Below are 17,701 nucleotides of genomic sequence, written 5' to 3'. Positions count from 1 at the left end.
CGCCTAGCGACCGCTGGGCAGGCTGAGCAGCAGCGCCGCCGTCTGCAGATCCGGCTGGCCGTCGAAGCGGCCCGGCCGGTACTTCATCTGGAAGGCGCCGATCACATCGCGGGTGGCCGCATCGAGCACGCCGGTGCGGGGCACCGTATAGCCGATCCGTGCCAACTGGTCCTGGAACCAGGCCGGGGGTGGCAGCACGCCGCCCAGGCTGGCTTGACGCTGGGCGACCACCGCCGGATCCGGCCAGTTGATCAGGCCCGCGGCGGCCAGGCGCGCCCAGGGAAACAGCGGACCCGGATCCTGCTTGCGCCCCGGGGCGATATCGCTGTGGCCAACGATGGCGCGGCGATCCAGGCCATGGCGTTGTTCGATGTCCTTGAGCAGCGGAATCAGCGCCTTGATCTGGGCTTCGCTGAAGGGATACCACTGGCGTCCGGCCGGGGTGTCGCGAAAGCCCAGGTTGACCATCTCGATGCCGATGGAGGTGGAATTGAGCCAGGTGCGGCCTTCCCATTCGCTCACGCCGGCATGCCAGGCGCGGCGATTCTCGTCCACCAGACGATAGATGGTGCCGTCGGTATCGATCAGATAGTGGGCGCTGACGCCGGCCTGGGTCAGCAGCTTGAGCGACTGCTTGGAATCGGCTGCGGTGTAGTGCAGCACGATGTACTGCACCCGGCTGTCCTGATCGCGGGCGGTGTAGTCGTCATTGATGCGGGGGCCGCTGGAGCAGCCGGCCAGGAGCAGGCCGCAGAGCAGCCAGGGGAGGAGCTTGAAGGGCTTTCGCACGATTACCTCGCGAACGTGGAAGGGGTCAGGCCACGTCCAGGCGATCGCGTCCGGCGCGCTTGGCGCGGTAGAGCGCCTGGTCGGCACGCTCGAATACGGTATCGGCATCCTCGCCCGGCGCAAAGGCCGCGAGACCAGCGGACAGGGTGATCACCACCCGTTCGCCCTTGAAATGGAAGGGGCAGGCGGCGACCGCGGCGCGTAGCTGCTCGATCAGGGTGACCCCGCCGGCGACCGGCGTGGCACCCAGCAGCATGACGAATTCCTCGCCGCCGAAGCGGGCGATGAAGTCGGTCTTGCGCAGGCGGCGCTGCAATTCGCTGGCGATGATCTTGAGTACCTTGTCACCGGCCAGGTGGCCGTAGCCATCGTTGATGCGCTTGAACAGATCGACGTCGAGCACCGCCAGCAGCAGATCGCCGCCGTGGCGCTGCCAGCGGGCCACCTCCAGCTCCAGGCGCTCGCTCCAGGCGGCGCGATTGGGCAACCCGGTGAGGGGGTCGCAGAGGGCCTTCTGCCGCTGTTCTTCCAGGTGGCCGCGATACTGCTGGGCCTCGCGCTCCATGCCGGCGACGCGCTCGGTGAGGGCGCTGAGTCTTTCGCTGGCTTCCTGCTCGCGGGTCTCGCGCTGGCTCTGCTGGTCGGCCAGGCTGGTCAGCAGGCCTTCCAGGCGGCTGTCGAGCGACAGCTTGAGGCTGTCCAGGTCGGTCGCCTCCTGGACCTCGGTCTGCAATTCATTGACCTGGCCGCGCAGGGCGTCGCCAAAGGCGCGCTCCTGGGTCTGGCCGTCCTGGCGCCCGACGTGGACGTCCTGCAGACCGGTCTGGAAGGCGGCGAGGCGCTCGTTGAGGCGGCGCAGGTAGAGCTGGAATTCGCTCTGCCCGGAATGGTTGAGCGCCAGCACCAGCACCGACAGATCGTCGAGCACCGGCACCAGTTCGTACCAGTTCAGACTGCCCTGGATGCGCTGGCGCAGGTGCTCGGCCTGGGGCTTGTGGCTGTCCGGCAGCGCCAGGTCGTCGAGCAGCCGCAGCAGGGTGGCTTCCAGGTGCGGGGCAATGGCGCTGTAGCCGGGTTCGGGCAGCGGGGGCAGGGCATAGGCCGGATCGGCCTGGACTGCCAGAGGCTCTACAGGGGCTTCAGATGGCGCAGCGGCTATACCTTCGACCGGCAGCGGCGGCGGTTCGGGCGTTGCCAGCGCTTCCGTCGCTGGCGAGGCTACTGGCGCCGGCGAGGCGTCTTCAGCTAGCGGACTCGACGCGGTCGCCGGCGCCTCTTCCGCCGCCTCGCCCCGACCGCCCAGCAGGCGCTGCAGGAAACCGGCGCGGGCGGGCTGTTCGGGGTGCAGCTGACTCAGCGCCTGTTGCTGCAGACGGCTGAATTCACCGAGCAGCGCGGGCAATTCACCCGGTTGGTCGGCCGCGGCCTGGGCGCGTTTGGCGAAACCCTTGAGCGCCTTGCGCTGGTCGCGCGGCAACTCCAGGGTCTGCAAGAGCCGGCACAGTTCGGCAAAGGCCTCGGCCACCTGGCGCGCGCGCATTTCCCGGCGCTGCTCGGAGTCGAGCACGGTGCGCTCCAGGCGCGGAATCAGCTTGGCGAGGTCGGCGTCGCTGTCGTCACGGCGGAGGATGTCGCGCAATTCGACCAGGCAGGCGTCCACCGCCGCGTCGTTGCCTTCGGCGGCCAGGCTGCTGCGCACGAGGCCACGACGAACCAGGTCCAGGCGGTTTTCCCACCGGCTTTCCAGGCGTTCGAGGTTCTCGAGGCTCTCCAGGTATTTGCTTTTCCAGCGTTCGACGTCCGCGCGCTCCATCCGCCCGCTCCAAAGGCTTGAGGGTGGCCAGCAGGCAGGCACGACGGGGCGGCCAGCCGACTTGATAGTGGCTAGGGTATCGGCGGTTTCGGGGAAAGTTTGAGCAGGACGACCGGAGGCCGCTTGAGAGGGACGAGCTGAGGAGCCGCCGCCGCGGGACGCGGCGGCGGGTAACGCTTACTTGGCGGCGCGTTCTTTCTGGATCAGGAAGTCGGCGACCTTCAGGGTCTCGTCCGGACCACCCGAGGAGCCCAGGTCGAAGCGGTACTTGCCGTTGACCACCATAGTCGGTACGCCGGTGATCTGGTAGGCCATGGCCAGTTTCTTGTCCTTTTCCACCTGACCCTTCACGGCGAAGGAGTTGTAGGTGCTGAGGAACTTGTCGCGATCCACGCCCTGGGTGGCGAGGAAGTCGGCCATCTCTTCGGGAGTGGCCAGCTTCTTGTGCTCCTTGTGGATGGCGGCGAAGACGGCGTCATGCACCTTGGCTTCCACGCCCATGGCTTCCAGGGTCACGAACAACTGACCGTGAACGTTCCAGATGCCGCCGAACATGGCCGGCACGCGCTTGAAGGCGACGTCGTCGGGCAGCTTCTTGGACCAGGCGTTGAGGGTGGGCTCGAAGGCATAGCAGTGCGGGCAGCCGTACCAGAACAGCTCAACCACTTCGATCTTGCCGGGTTCGGACACCGGAACCGGACTGCTCAGTTCGGTGTACTGCTTGCCGGCCTGGATGTCGTCGGCATGGGCGGCCGCGCCGAACAGACTGGCGGCGGCGAACACGGCGGAGAAAAGCAGGTTGCGCATGGGACTACTCCTGGAAGAAGGCACGCCCACCAACCGGGCATGACGGATTGCGGGCATTGTAGCCGGGTGCATCGCCGCGCCTAGTCGCTGGTGTGCCCGAGGCCGGCCATGTTCAGGCTTCGTTCAGGTTGCCGGGGGCACGGCTCTCGCCCGGCGCATCCGATATACTGCTGGCTTTGCCGCGCGCTCGCGAGTACCCCCATGTCCAGCTTCAAGAATCCCATCGTCGGTCTGTGCCAGCAGGCGTCCTTTCTCATCAGCGCCGCCAAGGTCGATCAGTGCCCGCTCGACAGCGGCCTGGAAGTGGCCTTCGCCGGTCGCTCCAACGCCGGCAAGTCCAGTGCGCTCAACACCCTGACCCACGCCAATCTGGCGCGTACCTCCAAGACGCCGGGGCGGACCCAGCTGCTAAACTTCTTCAGCCTCGACGACGAGCGGCGCCTGGTGGACCTGCCCGGCTATGGCTACGCCAAGGTGCCGATTCCGCTCAAGCAGCACTGGCAGGAGCACCTGGAGGCCTATCTGAGCAGCCGCAATTCGCTCAGCGGCGTGGTGCTGATGATGGATATCCGTCATCCGCTGACCGAATTCGACCGCCTGATGCTGGACTGGGCTCAGGCCAGCTCCATGCCGCTGCACATCCTGCTGACCAAGGCCGACAAGCTGGCCTTCGGGGCGCAGAAGAATGCCCTGCTCAAGGTGCAGCGCGACGTACGCCAGGGCTGGGGCGATACCGCCAGCATCCAGCTGTTCTCGGCGCCCAAGCGTCAGGGCGTGGAAGACGCCCAGCGCGTGCTGGCCCGCTGGCTGGGCCTCGACGAGCCCGTCGCCGAGGCATAAAAAAACTCCGGACTTCCATCGGGGGAGGGGAGAAGTCCGGAGTTCAAGACTGGACCGCCAAGCAGGGGTCCAGCATCTGCCAACACTAAACAGCAAAGGAGCAGAACGGCTATCCAAACCGTTCAGCAGTTCAGACGGGGCGCCAGGAAAAAGGTTCGCCCCCGTCCGAGCAGAAAGCCGGTGCCCTGACTAGCGGCCGCTGGCGAGCCCCAGACCCTCGTCGGCGCCCAGGTGCACGTTCATGCACTGGACCGCAGCACCTGCCGCGCCCTTGCCCAGGTTGTCCAGGCGCGCCACCAGCGTCATCCGCTCGGCATTGCCATAGACGAAGAGATCGGCGCGGTTGGTGTCATTGCTGGCCTGGACGTCGAAGAAGCCATTGTCCAGCTCCTCCTCGGCGGCCACCGGGGCCACCCGAATGAAGGCTTCGCCGTCATAGTGACGGGCCAGCGCCGCCTGCAGGTCGGCGGCGGTGGTGCCCGGGCGCAGCTGGCTGGCATGCAGCGGAATGGTCACCGCCAGGCCCTTGAGGAAGGGGCCGACGATGGGGCTGAATACCGGCGCGGCGGTCAGACCGCTCTGCACGCGCATTTCCGGCAGGTGCTTGTGGCCCTGGCCCATGGCATAGGGGCGCGGACTCAGCAGGCGCGCATCGCCGCCGGCTTCGTAGGCGGCGATCATCTGCTTGCCGCCACCGCTGTAGCCGGTCAGGGAAAAGGCCGACAGCGGGGTGTCCGGGGCCAGCAGACCGGCATCCACCAGCGGCCGGGCCAGCAGGATGAAGGCGGTGGCGTGGCAACCGGGGTTGGCGATGCGCTTGCTGGCGCGCAGCGCTTCGCGCTGACCGGCCGCCAGTTCCGGCAGGCCGTAGGTCCAGCTGCTGTCGGTGCGGAAGGCGGTGCTGGCGTCGATGATGCAGGTGTTGGGATTGGTCACCAGGCTGACCGCTTCGCGGGAGGCGGCATCGGGCAGGCAGAGGAAGGCCACGTCGGCGGCATTGAGGAAGCGCGCACGCTCGGCCGGATCCTTGCGCTTGCTCTCGTCGATGCGCAGCAGTTCGATGTCCGAACGGCCGGTCAGGTAGTCCAGCAGACGCAGGCCGGTGGTGCCTTCCTGGCCGTCGACGAAAACTTTGAAGCTCATGGCGGTGCCTCTCGCGGATGGGCGCTGAAAGCCTCGATTGTAGCGACTCGGACAGATCAGGCATACGCCGTGGAAAGCGGATACAGCCGTAACTCGTCTGACCGGCGCAGTAGGCCGGATCAGCGCGGTTCAGGCATGATCGCCAGGTACAGATCTAAAAATTGATGATTTGTACGGATACAGTTCTGTGCAGCTGTAAGTGGTCTGGTCCCGCATCAGCGGCGAAGCTGGAGTTCCTCCACCGCTTCGCTGGATATCGCCATGGATCGCCTCTCGCCCGACAGTGCCATTACCCGCCTGGTCTCCCCTCGGCGCGGATGCCGCGCCCTGTTCGCGCTGCTCGTCCGCTGGCGCCTGCGTGCCCTGGGCCGGCGGCAATTGCAGCAGCTGGACGGCCGGGCGCTGGGCGATCTGGGTCTGAATCTGGCGGATCAGCGGCGGGAAGGCGACAAACCCTTCTGGCGGGAGTGAAAATCTGCGCCGGGATGCGACTTCCTCGGGCTGACGGTAGTCTCACTCAGGCCTATCCAGACGGGAGTCCCCCATGAAAACCCTGCACCTGGGCGCCGCCGCGGCGCTGTTCTGCCTGTCCACCGCCGCCTCGGCGTCGAGCTTCTATGTCACCACCGACATCATCGTCAACGCCATCGATGCGACCTCGGACACCACCTCGTCCATCACCGGCTCCTTCAAGAACGACAAGCTGGTCCAGGAAGCCCGTGACGATGCGGCTACCTACGTCGGCAGCGCCGGCGACATCCGCGGCGTACGCCTGGAAGCGGCGCTGGACCACCTGCGCAGCCAGGCGCCCGAACTGCGGCAGGCCAGCGATGACCAACTGGCCCAGGCGATTCTCGCCATCTGACGCGCAACACCGCGATACCCCCCGTACCCCGTGGCTGCTAGCCCGGAGCGGGGGGCTGCGTTAGCCTTGGCGACCATCTGCCACCGGAGGGTCGTCATCCATGCATATCCGTCGTTCTGCCGCGCTGTTGCTCGGCCTCTGTCTCGCCACGCCGGTCCTGGCGTTCGACTCCACCACCGAGGGTCTGGTGAAGACCATCTACGGCACCAGCCAGCTCACCACCGGCCCCTTCCAGAACAAGCTGGTCCTGGCGGCGCGTGACGATGCCGCGGCCTTCGTCGCCACCGACGGCGCCCTGCGCGGTGCTCAGCTGGAGGAAACCCTCCGCGCCCTGCGCGCAGCCGATCCGGCACTGCACGCCTCCGACCGGGAACTCGCCCAGGCGATTCTGAGTCAGTAGTCCGTTTCAATTCCGTGACATCCCTGGAGTATCCATGCGCCGTTCCCTGCTTATCGCCGCTGCCCTGACCCTGGGCGTTTCGAGCCTGGCTCAGGCCCAGACCCTGGTGGCCACCAGTAACATCGTGGTGCGGGCGCTGCAGCGCAGCATCGACTTCACCTCCGATACCACCACCTCCATCCGCGACGCCAAGATGATCCAGGCCGCGCGCGGCGATGCCGCCAGCTTTGTCGCCACCGACGGCGACATCCGTGGCGTCCAGCTGGAAGAAGCCTTCCGCAGCCTGCGCGACCAGTTCCCGGCCGCGCGCCAGGCCAACGACCTGCAGCTGGCCCAGGCCATCCTGGCACTGTGAAGAACCGCGCCGGCCGGCTGCGGCAGTGGCTGGCCGGCCTCGCGGCCGGCCTGGCCCTCGGTGGGGCCCAGGCCGCCCTGCACCTCGAACTCGATACCCAGGGCCTGACGCCCGCGCAGATCCAGGCGACCCAGCAACTGCTGGATGAAGCCCAGGCCCTGCTGCCACCCAGATTCAAGGCGGCGCTGGACGAGCGCATCCCGGTGCGCTGGAGCAGCGAGCTGCTGGAAGAGGCCTATGGCGAAGCGGATCGGCGCAATCTGCTGCTCAATCGCCGCCTGCTGCCCAGCCTGGTCGACGGCAGCGACACCCGCATCCAGACCGGCCGGCCCCATGGCACCCAGCACCGCGAGCTGCTGGCCACGGTGCTGCACGAGCTGACCCACTTCTATGACCGCGAGCGCGTCTGGACGCCCGCGCAGCGTCAGCTGATCCTCTCCTGCGGCGGCCTGGGGCTGACCTCCGACCAGCTGCCGGTGAAATGCCAGGGCCAGGCCGGGCGCAGCTATACCCTGTCCGACGATCCACGGCTGCTGGACCTGGCCGGCTGGCAGGTGAAGACCCGCAAGCACGGCAATCGCGAGTCGAAGAATCTCTTCATCGCCCGCAGTCCCGATCTCTATGAAGTCACCAACCCGAAGGAATTCGTGGCGGTGAACATGGAGTACTTCCTGCTCGACCCCAGCTACGCCTGCCGGCGGCCGGCGCTGCAGCGCTACTTCGCCGAGCACTTCGGCTGGTCGCCCGAGCACGATGCCTGTCCGGGGCGCTATCCCTATCTCAACGCCGGCAACGACTTCGGCGAGGCGCCCCTGGGCTGGCTCGATCCGGAGCGGGTCTATGCGGTGGACTACCTGCTGGCCGAGGGCAACGAGAAGGTCATGAGCCGCTGGGGGCACAGCATGCTGCGCCTGGTTGTCTGCGCCCCCGGTCGGCCGCGTGGCCCGGATTGCCGGCTGGATCTGCAATACCACCTGGTGCTGTCGTTCCGCGCCTTCGTCAACGACGTCCAGCTCTCCAGCTGGCGCGGCCTGACCGGCTCCTATCCGTCGCGGCTGTTCGTGCTGCCGCTGGCCCAGGTGGTCGACGAGTACACCAAGGTGGAGTTGCGCGGCCTGCAATCCGTGCCGCTCAAGCTGACCCGCCCGGAGATCGCCGACTTCCTCGAGCGGACCGCCCAGGTGCACTGGAGCTATGACGGCCAGTACTACTTCGTGACCAACAACTGCGCGGTGGAGACCTTCAAGCTGCTGCACGACGGGGTGCCGCGCCTGGCCGATGCCCAGCTCGATGTCATCACCCCGACGGGCCTGATGGATGCGCTGAGGTTCAAGGACCTGGTGGACACCTCGGTGCTCGACGATCCGCGCGAGGCCTTGCGGCTGGGCTATCGCTTCGACAGCTTCCGCGAGCGTTTCCAGGCGATGTTCAAGGTGGCGCGGGAGCGCCTGCAGCTGCCCCAGGCGGATGTCGAGGCCTGGCTGGCGCTGACCCCGCAGCAGCGTCGCGAGCAATTCCAGCGTGCCGACCTGCGCGCCAGCGCCGCCCTGCTGCTGCTGGAGCAGGCAGCCTATCGCCGGGCGCTGCTGCAGGCCCAGACCGAGCTCAAGGATCGTTACCTGGGCCAGGACGCGGTGGACAAGGCACGCTTCGGCAAGGCCGGTGGCGCCCTGGAACAGATCCTCAAGGACAGCGGCTACCTGAGTCGTCCGGCCGAGTTGCTCGGCACCGACGGCTACGGCCTGCCGCAACCGGGCGAGTGGGAACAGCTGACCGCCGAGAGCCAGAAGCGCCAGGCGCACCTGCGCAGCCTCCGGGACACCCTCAACAACGAGGTTCGCCAGCTGCTCTCGCCGGAGGCCCGCGATGGCCTGGACCTGACCGAAGCCAACCTGGACCTGCTCGGCAAGCACCTGCGCGAGCTGAACAAGGCCAGTGGCGGGCTGGAGTTGAAGTAGGGCGGTTGGGACGGCCGGGGCGTTGTTGGGCTTCGCTGGGCTCAACCCAGCCTACGCAAGGTACAGCAGGGGCCAGATAGCCCCCTCTCCCCTGGGGAGAGGGCTGGGGTGAGGGGCGCGGTACCAGGCTGTTGGGCTTCGCTGCGCTCAACCCAACCTACGGGAGCTGTGTAGGTTGGGCTGAGACGGCGCCATCGTCGAAGCCCAACCGCCCCGGCATCCGCTAGCGCTTCGGCGCCTTGCCCTGGGGTTTGGCGGGTGCCGCGGGTTGCGGGCGTTCCAGCAGGGCCAGCAGCTGTTCCGGCGGGACTTCCTGGCCGTTGAGCAGCAGCCGCCCGGCGCTGTAATTCAGGGTTGCCACCAGATCCTCGCCTTCGGCCTTGAGCAGGCCGCTGTTGAGGCCGATGCCCGCCAGGGCTTCGGCGGTGGCCTGGGCCTGTTGCTGCATGGCCGGCTGGCTGCGCTGGGCGCCCGCCTGGAACAGCACGCCATCCACCAGGCTGCCCCGCGCCACCGACAGGCGCGCATCGAGACCGGCCAGCAGCTGGGCCGCGAGTTGCTCCGGCGGCAGATCGTAGGTCGCCGGCTTGGCCAGGGTCAGGTCCAGGTGCAGGCGGTTGCTGCCGCCAGGGGTGTCGAAGCGCAGCTCATCCACCACCAGCTGGGGACGCGCGGCGAGCACATCGCCGAGGTGCTGCTGCAGGGTCGCCTGGGTGGTGGGATCGAGACCCTGCTCGGTATCCAGCTGCAGGTGCTGCAGCAGGGCATTGAGCTGGGCCAGGGCCGGGCTGTCGAGCTGGCTGTAGTGGCTTTTCAGGGTCGCCTTGCCCAGGGTCTGGCCGGCGATGTCGAGCTGGCCGAGGCTGGCGTTGAGCGTGCCCGCCAGTTGCTGGCCCTGTTGCTGGGTGTCGCCCTGGAGCTGCAGATCCCGCAACTCGACCGCGGGCTTGCCGGGCATGGCCAGCAGCAGGCGCCCGAGGCGCAACTGCCCCGGGCCGAGCCAGAAGCCATCGGCATTGCGACGGTTGTCGCCGGTCAGGCCGAAGCCTTCGGTCTCCAGCTTGGCCCAGCCATCCGGCGTGCGCACATTGAGGCTGAATTGGCCGACGGTGCTGTCCAGGCGCAGCCGGCTGGCCTCCATGTCGGTAGCGAAGGTGGCGGTCAGGCCGGAGAAGGCCACCGCGCCCTGGGGCTGGTCCAGGTGCAGGGCGGCCAGGGTCAGACCGCCCTCCACCGTGCGGTCGTAGCCCAGGGCGGCGTCGAGCCGCACGGGTTCGGCGCCCTTGGCCAGGGTGAAGAGATCGGCGGTGAGCGGCGTGCGCGCCAGGGTGACGCGGTTGACCGCCATGACCGGCGCCAGCTGCAGGGATTTGAGGCGGGTCAGGGGGAAGGGGCCGTGCTGGATGTCGTCGAGCACCCGCAGCACCTCCACCGGCGGTCGATCCTCGGCCTGTACGCTCAGGCTGAAGGTGGCGGTGCTGCTGAAGATACCGCGCTGCAACTCGACCAGCTGCAGTTGCAAGGGGTACTCGGGCAGTTGCGCCTGCAGGGCCAGCTGGGCTTGGCTCGCGGCCTGGCGCAATTCGCCTTCCAGCCGGGTGCCGGTGTACCAGGCGCCGCCCACGGCGGTGCCGACGGCGACCAGGGCCACACCGGCGAGGGTGGTAAGTAGCGGTTTCTTCATGGTGACCAAATCCCTTTGCATGAGGCTCACGGCGGCGCACGGCCGATAGGAAGCGGAGTGTACGAGAGCGCCGGGTGGATGCCGAGGGGGAGCGGCCGGGATCGCCTCGCCGGGCCACAGACTGTGATGGCTTTCCGGCGGTGTCGGTGCCGAGTCGACGACCCGCTCCGCGGGGTGCTAGCGTGCCGCGATCCCCACTGCCGGAACCTCCGCCATGACCGCTCTCCCGTGCCTGCCTGTCGTTTCCATCCTTGCGCTACCGGGGGTGCCGGCATGAGCAGTCAGCGTCCGGTCGATGGCCTGCAACTCCCCGCCGAACTCCTCGCCCGCGCCGAGGCGCTGCTGGCCCAGGGGGGACGCCGCCTGCTGGGCATCGCCGGTACGCCGGGCGCGGGCAAGTCGACGGTGGCCGAGCTCCTGGCGGCGGCGCTCGGCGAGCGCGCCGTGGTGGTGCCCATGGACGGCTATCACCTGGCCAATCGCGAACTGGCGCGTCTGGGCCGCGCCCAGCGCAAGGGCGCGCCGGACACCTTCGACGCCCGCGGCTATCGCGCCCTGCTGCAGCGGCTGAAGACGCCGGTGGCCGGCGAGACCGTCTATGCGCCGCTGTTCAATCGCGAGATCGAAGAACCCATCGCCAATGCCATCCCGGTCCACGCCGAGACCCAACTGGTGATCAGCGAGGGCAACTACCTGCTCTTGACCCAGGCGCCCTGGAGCGATGTCGCCGAGGTGTTCGACGAGTGCTGGTACGTGCGCGTCGATCCCGCGGAGCGTCGCGAGCGGCTGGTCGCCCGGCACATGCACTTCGGCCGCAGCCGCGCGGACGCGGAGGCCTGGGTGGCGAGCACCGACGAGCCCAATGCGCGCCTGATCGACGGCGACCGGGCGCGGGCGGATCTGGTGGTGGAGTGGCGGGATGGGGCGGCTGCCGGCAAGGCCTAGGCCTAGGCCTGTGCCCGCTGCCATTCGGTCGGGCTCGCACCAATGATGCGGCGAAAGGCGCGGGCCAGGGCCGAGGGACTTTCGTAGCCGACCTCGTCGGCGATCAGCGCCAGGGGGCGGCGCTGCTGCAGGCGCTGTTGCGCCAGGGCGATGCGCCAGCGGGTGAGGTAGTCGCCTGGGGCACTGCCGACGACACGTTGGAAATGTGCGGCAAAACCCGCGCGTGACATGCCGGCCAGGCCCGCCAGCTCGGCTACGGTCCAAGCGTGCTGGGGTCGTTCGTGCAGGGCGGTCAGGGCACGCGCGAGCCGGCGATCCGCCAGGCCGGCGAGCATGCCGGGCGTGGCGCTGGGGCGGGTCAGCAGTTCACGCAGCAGCTGGATGATCATCAGTTCGAACAGGCGGTTGAGCACCAGGCCGCGCCCGCAGTCGTTGCCAAAGGCCTCGGCAAACAGCCAGTCGGCGCTGGCGGCGAGACCTGGCAGCTGGCGCAGTGGACTGACCAGGTAATCCGGCAGGGCGCGGGTCAGCGGGTTATCCGGACCACCGCGAAAGGCCAGCGAGGCGCACACCAGCTCGGCAGGGCTATCGTCCGGGGTGCTCAGCTGATGCGCGCGCGGGCGGATCACCAGCATGAGGCTGGGCTCGACCAGGTCCTGCCGCTCGCCCCGTGCGGTTGCGAAGCTCAGGCGTCCGCCGCGCAGCAGGTGGACCTGGCCGGTGGCTTCACCGTCCGCATGGCGGCTCACGCCACAGAAGGCGCCCTGGTGGTAGCTGTCCGCAGTGAAGGCGAAGTGGTCGAGCAAGACGGCGAGGCGATCCATGGATGAGGCACCGATTTGGACGATCTGTCGCGATGTTTGGACGCTGGGCGTCCAGGCGTCAAGTCGCCCCGCCTAATCTGGTTCCACGCCTGATGACCAGGCCGCAACCCAAGGAGCACCCTCATGACCCGTATCGCCCCCCTTACCCTCGACCAGGCCTCCGCCGAGGCGCAAACCGCCCTGCAGGGCATCCAGAAAGGCCTCGGTTTCCTGCCCAACGCCTTCGCAACCCTGGCGCATTCGCCAGCGGCGCTCAAAGGCTATCTGGCGCTGGCCCAGGCGCTGGGCAGGAGCGGACTCAGCGCCCAGGAGCGCGAGGTGGTGGCCTTGGCGGCCTCGGCGGTCAACGGTTGCGACTATTGCCTGGCGGCCCATGAATTCTTCGGTGGCAAGACCGGCTTGACCACTGTGGAGCTGGCCGCCGCCCGGGCGGGTACGCTCAGCGCCGTGGCGCGCCTGGCGCGGGAGGTGACCGAGCAGCGTGGCCAGTTGCATGACGAGCAGTTGCAGGCCGCCCACGCAGCCGGTCTGGATGATGCCAGGATCGTCGAGGTGGTGGCGCAGGTCAGCCTGCTGACCCTGACCAACTACCTCAACAACCTGGCGGCGACCGAAGTGGATTTTCCGCCCGCCGCCTGAGCATGAAAAAGGCCCCGGTCAGGGGCCTTTTTCATGGCCGGGTCAGGCCGGCAGCGGCGGCGCGGTCGCCGTGCGCCTGGAGCGCTGCAGACTGAACAGCGCCAGCAGCAGGAAAGCCAGCGACGTCAGCAGCAGTCCCTGGAAGCCATGGCGGGGATAGACCTGCCCAGCGACGAAGGTGCCGACGCCGATGCCGCAGAACATGAAGGAGGCGGTCAGCGCCAGGGCGATGCCCCGTACCTCGGCGAGCTGTTCGAGGATACGTCTCTGCTGGGACGGCCAGAGGATGTCGGTGGCCAACGCCCAGACCACCAGGCCCAAGAGCAGCGCCACGAAGCGGCCCTGGCCGAGGGCCAGGATCGAAAGCGCCAGGGCCAGTAGCAGGAGGCCGCCGAGCAGCAGCCGCTCGGCACTGAAGCGGCGTGCGGCGCGGATCACCAGCAGGTTGCCCAGTACCCCGGCGACACCCAGCACCGCGAGTGCGAGGGAGACATCGGCGACGCTGCCGTGGAAGTCCTGGCGCACGATGGGCGTGAGGAAGGCGTAGGTGGAAAACACCCCGGCGGCGATGAAGAACACCACCAGGAAGGCGTGCAGCGAGTGGGCGGTGGTCAGCAGCCGCGCGACCACGGCCGGGGCGATGCGCTCGCCCGGGACCCGATCGGGCACCTGCCTGAAGATCAGCCAGGCGGTGAGCAGCCCCAGTCCGCCGATGCCGGCGAACAGCGGGCGCACGCCAAGGGCCGTCGCGACCCAGGCGCTCAGCGGCAGACCCACCAGGCTGGCCAGGCTCAGCCCCAGCAGCACCGTGGCGATGGCGCTGCCCTGTTGCTCGCGGCTGACCAGACCGGCGCCCAGCGCGCCCAGCACCGGACCGATGAAACCGGCGCCCACACCCATCAGCACCCGGCTGACCAGCAGGGTCGGGTAATCGGCGGCGCAGGCGAGCAGCAGGGCGGCCAGGCTGAACAGCAGCAGCCCGCCGAGCACCTGGGTCCGCCGCGCCCAATGGCCGAGCAGTATCTGCAGCAAGGGCGCCGCCAGGGCGAAGGTAATACCGAAGAGGCTGAGCAGGTAGGCGCTCTGGCTGTCGCTGAGGTGCCACTCGCGGGAAATCGCCTGCAGGCAGCCGACGACCGACAGCGCCCCGACCGCCTGGACGAAGTAGGCCAGGCTCAGGGGCCGCAGCGCCCCGGGCAAGGGAAGTGAGGACATGGGAGGCTCCAGAACACACGCCGACCGCAGAAGGCGGCCGGCGTGCCGAGGTCAGGCGACGGGGATGGGGTTCTCGACCAGCGAGAGGTTGAACTGGTTGATCAGCACATGCTCCTGGGGACCGGGGTTGGCGCGCAGCGGCACCACGCGATCCACCAGCACCTCGGTCTCGGCGGTGGCCAGCTTGTCCAGGGTCTCGGCGATGAAATCGTCGAGGGGCATGGCGCGGCTGTCGCCACTCTTGTGGACCAGGTCGGTGTCCACCCACGGCGGGGCGATCTCCAGCACCTGCACCGAGGTGTCGCGCAGCTGGAAGCGCTGGGACAGGGTGTAGGAGTGCAAGGCCGCCTTGGTGGCGGAGTAGAGCGCCGTGGCCGCCAGCGGCAGGAAGGCCAGCACCGAGGTGTTGTTGATCAGCGTTGCCGTCGGCTGCCGCTTGAGGTGCTCGATGAAGGCGGCGCTCACCCGCACCGGGCCGAGCAGGTTAGTGGTGACCAGCTGCACCGCCTGGGCATCGTCCAGATCGCCGGCGCCGGCATCGTCGAAGGGCATGATGCCGGCGTTGTTGATCACCACGTTCAGGTTGGGGTGACGGGCGATGACTTCGGCGGCGACGGCCTTGATCTGCGCCGGGTCGCCAATGTCGAGCAGCACGGTATCCATACCAGGATTGTCGGCGGCGATCTCGTCGAGCAGCGCCTGGCGGCGACCGGCGACGATCACCTGGTTGCCGCGACTATGCAGGGCCTCGGCCAGGGCGCGGCCAATGCCGGAGGTGCCGCCGGTGATGAAGACGGTGTTGTCGGTCAGTTTCATGGGGTGTGCTCCTCTCGGGATCAAGATCAATGGGCGGTGTGATAACGGGGGGCGAGCTGGCGGCTGGACAACTGGTCGGCCATGGCCAGGCGACTGGCTTCGTAGGTCTCCCAGCGGGACAGGTCGTGCAGCGAGGGGATCGAGATGGCGACCTCACGCTCGAAATCGGCCAGGGCGGCGGCGACCAGGTCGGCCGGGCTCATGACGATCTCCGGATCGAGGTGCGCCAGCGGCAGGCCGCCGCGCGCCCAGAAGTCGGTGGCGGTGGCGCCGGGCAGCACGGCCTGGGCGCGCACGCCGGTCCCGGCCAGCTCGCGCTGCAGGGATTGGGTAAAGGCCGTGACATAGGCCTTGCTGCCGCCGTAGACGCCGTTGAGCAACTCCGGCGCCAGGCTGACGATGGAGGAGACGTTGATGATGGCGCCACGGCCGCGGGCGACGAAGGCGGGCACGGTGGCATAGGTCAGCTGGGTGAGGGCGGTGACGTTGAGGGCGATCATCCGCAGCATCTGCGCCGGATCGCTCTGCAGCAGCGGCGTATGGGTACCCATCCCGGCGTTGTTGACCAGCAGGGTGAGGCTGGCGTCTTCACGCAGAGTGCGCTCGACCTCGGCCAGGGCGGCAGGGTCGGCCAGGTCGGCCGGCAGGACCTGGACGCTCTGGCGGGTCGCGTCGGTCAGGCGCTGGGCGAGGGCATCCAGGCGCTGGCGATCCCGGGCGACCAGGATCAGGTCGTAGCCGCGCTGGGCCAGTTGTTCGGCGTAGTGGGCACCGATGCCGGACGAGGCGCCAGTGATCAGGGCAGTACCTTGTGGGGAGCGGGTCATCATCGTGTCTCCGGGGTGGGTGTGAGGCCATGATGAGCGCGCTGGTCGATGGCGCAAATGACGCTTATAGTCATGATTTAGGACACAAGGAGCAGCCATGCACCGGATCGGCTATGTATTGGGCGAGCGTTTCCAGGTGATGGCGCTGGCGACCCAGAGCGTTTTCGAATTCGCCAATCTGGTCCTGGGCGAGCCCTTCTATACCCAGGCGATCTTTTCCGAACGGGGCGGCCTAGTGCGTTCTTCACAGCAACTGCTGGTGGAGACCGAAGCCCTGGGTACGCCGGGCCGCGCCGATACCTGGTTCATCGTCGGCAACCTGACGCCCCTGGCCACCGAGCCATCGCCGACGCTGCTGGACTTCGTGCGCCAGGCCGGCGCCCAGGCGCGGCGCACCGCCGGCATCTGTACCGGCGGCTTCGCCCTGGCGGCGGCTGGCCTTCTCGATGGGCGCCGGGCCACCACCCACTGGTCGTTCGCCCGGGCCATGCAGGAACGCTATCCACAGATCCGCGTCGAGGAAGACCGCATCTTCATCGTCGATGGTCCGGTATGGACTTCCGCCGGCATGACCGCCGGCCTGGATCTGGCGCTGGGGATGGTGGAGAAGGACCTGGGCATGGACGTGGCCCGTTCGGTAGCGCATCGCCTGGTGATGCAGCAATTTCGCTCGGGCGGTCAGACCCAGCATTCGGAGCTGCTGGCCCTGGCGCCCAAGTCGGATCGTATCCAGACCGCGCTCGCCTACGCCCGGCAGCACCTGGGCCGCGTCTTGAGTGTCGAGGAGCTGGCTGAGGTCGCCCACCTCAGTCCTCGGCAATTCAGCCGGGTGTTCACCGCCGAGACGGGACAGTCACCGGCCAAGGCCATCGAGGGGCTGCGCCTGGAGGCGGCGCGGCTGATGATCGAGCAGACTCGTCATTCGCTGGAAACGGTCGCCCGCGAGACCGGCTTTCGCGATCGCCGTCATCTGCGCGAGGTGTTCATGCGCGGCTTCGGCGTACCGCCGCAGATGATCCGCCGCGATGCCCGCCGCCTGGCCTGAACCCCGGGTCTTCAAAATCCTCCGCCGGCATCCAGCCAGGCTTGTTCCTCCGGCGTATTGATGCGGCCTAGCGCCCGGTTGCGGTGCGGGAAGCGGCCGAAGCGGGCGATCACCTGCAGATGGGCCTCGGCATAGCGCCGGTAGTGCTCGATGCCCAGGGCCTCGAACAGTTCGAGCGAGCGCTGCTGATCGGCCAGGGTCTCGGAGTGCTCGAACGGCAGATAGAAGAAGGCGCGCAACTCGGCTTCGACCTGCTGATCCAGGCTGGCGGCTATCGCCTGTCGCGCGTGCTGCAGGGCCAGGCCGTCGGTGGCGAAGGCGTGGCCGCTGTGGCGATAGATATTGCGCGGGATTTGGTCGAGCAGCAGACACAGGGCCAGGGCGCCTTCGGCGCTGGCGGCCCAGCTATCGAATTCGCGACGACTCGCAGCGAAATGCCCTGCCTCCAAGCGTGTACGGCATTCGGTGTCGAACTCGGGGCCGCCGCTGAACCATTTGCGCCTGCCGGCAGAGCGCCAGAAGGTTACGACCTCCTGTGGTTGCATGCTGTCTTCCTCCGATCGATCCGGGCTTGCCTGGGTGGTGGTTCCACAAAGCATAGCCTGGAGACCTGCGGCAAACGGTTGCTTGGTACGGTGAGACGCGGCTATCCGAGGACGCTGCGTCATGGGGATGGTGCGTCATTGACTTATATGTTGGCCACCGTATGATTGGGGTACGCCAATGACGCATGGAT

19 protein-coding genes are annotated in these 17,701 nt (G+C 68.1%); 9 read left to right on the top strand and 10 right to left on the bottom strand.

The window, feature by feature from the left end; genetic code table 11:
* Positions 1 to 3: 3 nt before the first annotated feature.
* The 3 genes from PSK12I2_RS0112195 to PSK12I2_RS0112185 form a co-directional block, all read right to left on the bottom strand.
* Positions 4 to 789, bottom strand: coding sequence for an N-acetylmuramoyl-L-alanine amidase (locus tag PSK12I2_RS0112195; protein ID WP_042134837.1), 786 nt, complete (start codon positions 787 to 789; stop codon positions 4 to 6).
* Positions 790 to 814: 25 nt separating this feature from the next.
* Positions 815 to 2,602: a diguanylate cyclase gene (locus tag PSK12I2_RS0112190; RefSeq protein ID WP_027598616.1), complete on the bottom strand. Its 1,788-nt coding sequence runs from the start codon at positions 2,600 to 2,602 to the stop codon at positions 815 to 817.
* A 177-nt stretch (positions 2,603 to 2,779) separates the two neighbouring features.
* Positions 2,780 to 3,409 (bottom strand): thiol:disulfide interchange protein DsbA/DsbL, encoded by a 630-nt coding sequence (locus PSK12I2_RS0112185; RefSeq protein WP_027598615.1) that lies wholly within the window; start codon positions 3,407 to 3,409, stop codon positions 2,780 to 2,782.
* A 201-nt stretch (positions 3,410 to 3,610) separates the two neighbouring features.
* Between PSK12I2_RS0112185 and yihA the strand changes: the two genes are divergently transcribed.
* Positions 3,611 to 4,249, top strand: a complete 639-nt coding sequence (yihA, locus tag PSK12I2_RS0112180) for a ribosome biogenesis GTP-binding protein YihA/YsxC (RefSeq protein WP_027598614.1) — start codon at positions 3,611 to 3,613, stop codon at positions 4,247 to 4,249.
* A 189-nt stretch (positions 4,250 to 4,438) separates the two neighbouring features.
* Here the strand turns inward: yihA and argC are convergent, their stop codons facing one another.
* A complete protein-coding gene (gene argC / locus PSK12I2_RS0112175) occupies positions 4,439 to 5,392 on the bottom strand; it encodes an N-acetyl-gamma-glutamyl-phosphate reductase (RefSeq protein ID WP_027598613.1) in 954 nt (317 codons plus the stop codon).
* A 261-nt stretch (positions 5,393 to 5,653) separates the two neighbouring features.
* On the opposite strand from argC, the gene PSK12I2_RS0112170 reads away from it, so the two are divergent.
* The 5 genes from PSK12I2_RS0112170 to PSK12I2_RS0112150 all read left to right on the top strand — a co-directional run bounded on the left by PSK12I2_RS0112170 (position 5,654) and on the right by PSK12I2_RS0112150 (position 8,970).
* Positions 5,654 to 5,863, top strand: a complete 210-nt coding sequence (locus tag PSK12I2_RS0112170) for a DUF1127 domain-containing protein (protein ID WP_027598612.1) — start codon at positions 5,654 to 5,656, stop codon at positions 5,861 to 5,863.
* 73 nt (positions 5,864 to 5,936) lie between these two features.
* On the top strand, positions 5,937 to 6,257 hold the full coding sequence (locus tag PSK12I2_RS0112165; RefSeq protein ID WP_007160027.1) for a DUF2388 domain-containing protein: 321 nt from the start codon (positions 5,937 to 5,939) through the stop codon (positions 6,255 to 6,257).
* Positions 6,258 to 6,357: 100 nt separating this feature from the next.
* Complete coding sequence (locus PSK12I2_RS0112160; protein ID WP_037006567.1) at positions 6,358 to 6,657, top strand: DUF2388 domain-containing protein; 300 nt, start codon at positions 6,358 to 6,360, stop codon at positions 6,655 to 6,657.
* A 34-nt stretch (positions 6,658 to 6,691) separates the two neighbouring features.
* Positions 6,692 to 7,012, top strand: a complete 321-nt coding sequence (locus PSK12I2_RS0112155; RefSeq protein WP_007160025.1) for a DUF2388 domain-containing protein — start codon at positions 6,692 to 6,694, stop codon at positions 7,010 to 7,012.
* Entirely contained in the window at positions 7,009 to 8,970 is a 1,962-nt protein-coding gene (locus PSK12I2_RS0112150; RefSeq protein ID WP_037007695.1) for a DUF4105 domain-containing protein, read from the top strand. Before PSK12I2_RS0112155 ends, PSK12I2_RS0112150 begins: the two co-directional genes overlap by 4 nt.
* Positions 8,971 to 9,193: 223 nt before the next feature.
* Here PSK12I2_RS0112150 and PSK12I2_RS0112145 read toward each other — a convergent pair whose 3' ends face one another.
* The gene (locus tag PSK12I2_RS0112145; protein ID WP_027598609.1) at positions 9,194 to 10,654 is read right to left on the bottom strand and encodes a YdgA family protein; all 1,461 of its coding nucleotides are present in this window, start codon (positions 10,652 to 10,654) and stop codon (positions 9,194 to 9,196) included.
* Positions 10,655 to 10,927: 273 nt separating this feature from the next.
* Between PSK12I2_RS0112145 and PSK12I2_RS0112140 the strand changes: the two genes are divergently transcribed.
* Entirely contained in the window at positions 10,928 to 11,599 is a 672-nt protein-coding gene (locus PSK12I2_RS0112140; RefSeq protein ID WP_027598608.1) for a nucleoside/nucleotide kinase family protein, read from the top strand.
* A 2-nt stretch (positions 11,600 to 11,601) separates the two neighbouring features.
* Here PSK12I2_RS0112140 and PSK12I2_RS0112135 read toward each other — a convergent pair whose 3' ends face one another.
* Entirely contained in the window at positions 11,602 to 12,423 is an 822-nt protein-coding gene (locus PSK12I2_RS0112135) for an AraC family transcriptional regulator (protein ID WP_027598607.1), read from the bottom strand.
* Between the two features lie 123 nt (positions 12,424 to 12,546).
* Between PSK12I2_RS0112135 and PSK12I2_RS0112130 the strand changes: the two genes are divergently transcribed.
* Positions 12,547 to 13,062, top strand: a complete 516-nt coding sequence (locus PSK12I2_RS0112130; protein ID WP_027598606.1) for a carboxymuconolactone decarboxylase family protein — start codon at positions 12,547 to 12,549, stop codon at positions 13,060 to 13,062.
* A 42-nt stretch (positions 13,063 to 13,104) separates the two neighbouring features.
* Here PSK12I2_RS0112130 and PSK12I2_RS0112125 read toward each other — a convergent pair whose 3' ends face one another.
* From PSK12I2_RS0112125 to PSK12I2_RS0112115, 3 genes are read right to left on the bottom strand one after another with little or no spacing between them, the layout of a single operon-like run.
* Complete coding sequence (locus PSK12I2_RS0112125) at positions 13,105 to 14,277, bottom strand: MFS transporter (protein ID WP_027598605.1); 1,173 nt, start codon at positions 14,275 to 14,277, stop codon at positions 13,105 to 13,107.
* A gap of 51 nt (positions 14,278 to 14,328) precedes the next feature.
* Positions 14,329 to 15,093: an SDR family oxidoreductase gene (locus tag PSK12I2_RS0112120; protein WP_027598604.1), complete on the bottom strand. Its 765-nt coding sequence runs from the start codon at positions 15,091 to 15,093 to the stop codon at positions 14,329 to 14,331.
* Between the two features lie 26 nt (positions 15,094 to 15,119).
* Positions 15,120 to 15,920: an SDR family oxidoreductase gene (locus PSK12I2_RS0112115; RefSeq protein WP_027598603.1), complete on the bottom strand. Its 801-nt coding sequence runs from the start codon at positions 15,918 to 15,920 to the stop codon at positions 15,120 to 15,122.
* 97 nt (positions 15,921 to 16,017) lie between these two features.
* Between PSK12I2_RS0112115 and PSK12I2_RS0112110 the strand changes: the two genes are divergently transcribed.
* Positions 16,018 to 16,965, top strand: a complete 948-nt coding sequence (locus PSK12I2_RS0112110; protein ID WP_027598602.1) for a GlxA family transcriptional regulator — start codon at positions 16,018 to 16,020, stop codon at positions 16,963 to 16,965.
* An 11-nt stretch (positions 16,966 to 16,976) separates the two neighbouring features.
* Here PSK12I2_RS0112110 and PSK12I2_RS0112105 read toward each other — a convergent pair whose 3' ends face one another.
* Entirely contained in the window at positions 16,977 to 17,510 is a 534-nt protein-coding gene (locus PSK12I2_RS0112105) for a DUF924 family protein (protein WP_027598601.1), read from the bottom strand.
* Between the last annotated feature and the right edge of the window lie 191 nt (positions 17,511 to 17,701).

The organism is Pseudomonas sp. MOIL14HWK12:I2 (assembly GCF_000510745.1).
Lineage (GTDB): Bacteria > Pseudomonadota > Gammaproteobacteria > Pseudomonadales > Pseudomonadaceae > Chryseomonas > Chryseomonas oryzihabitans.
Note: the sequence above shows the minus strand (reverse complement) of the source record. Positions and strands in the feature narration are given on the sequence as shown.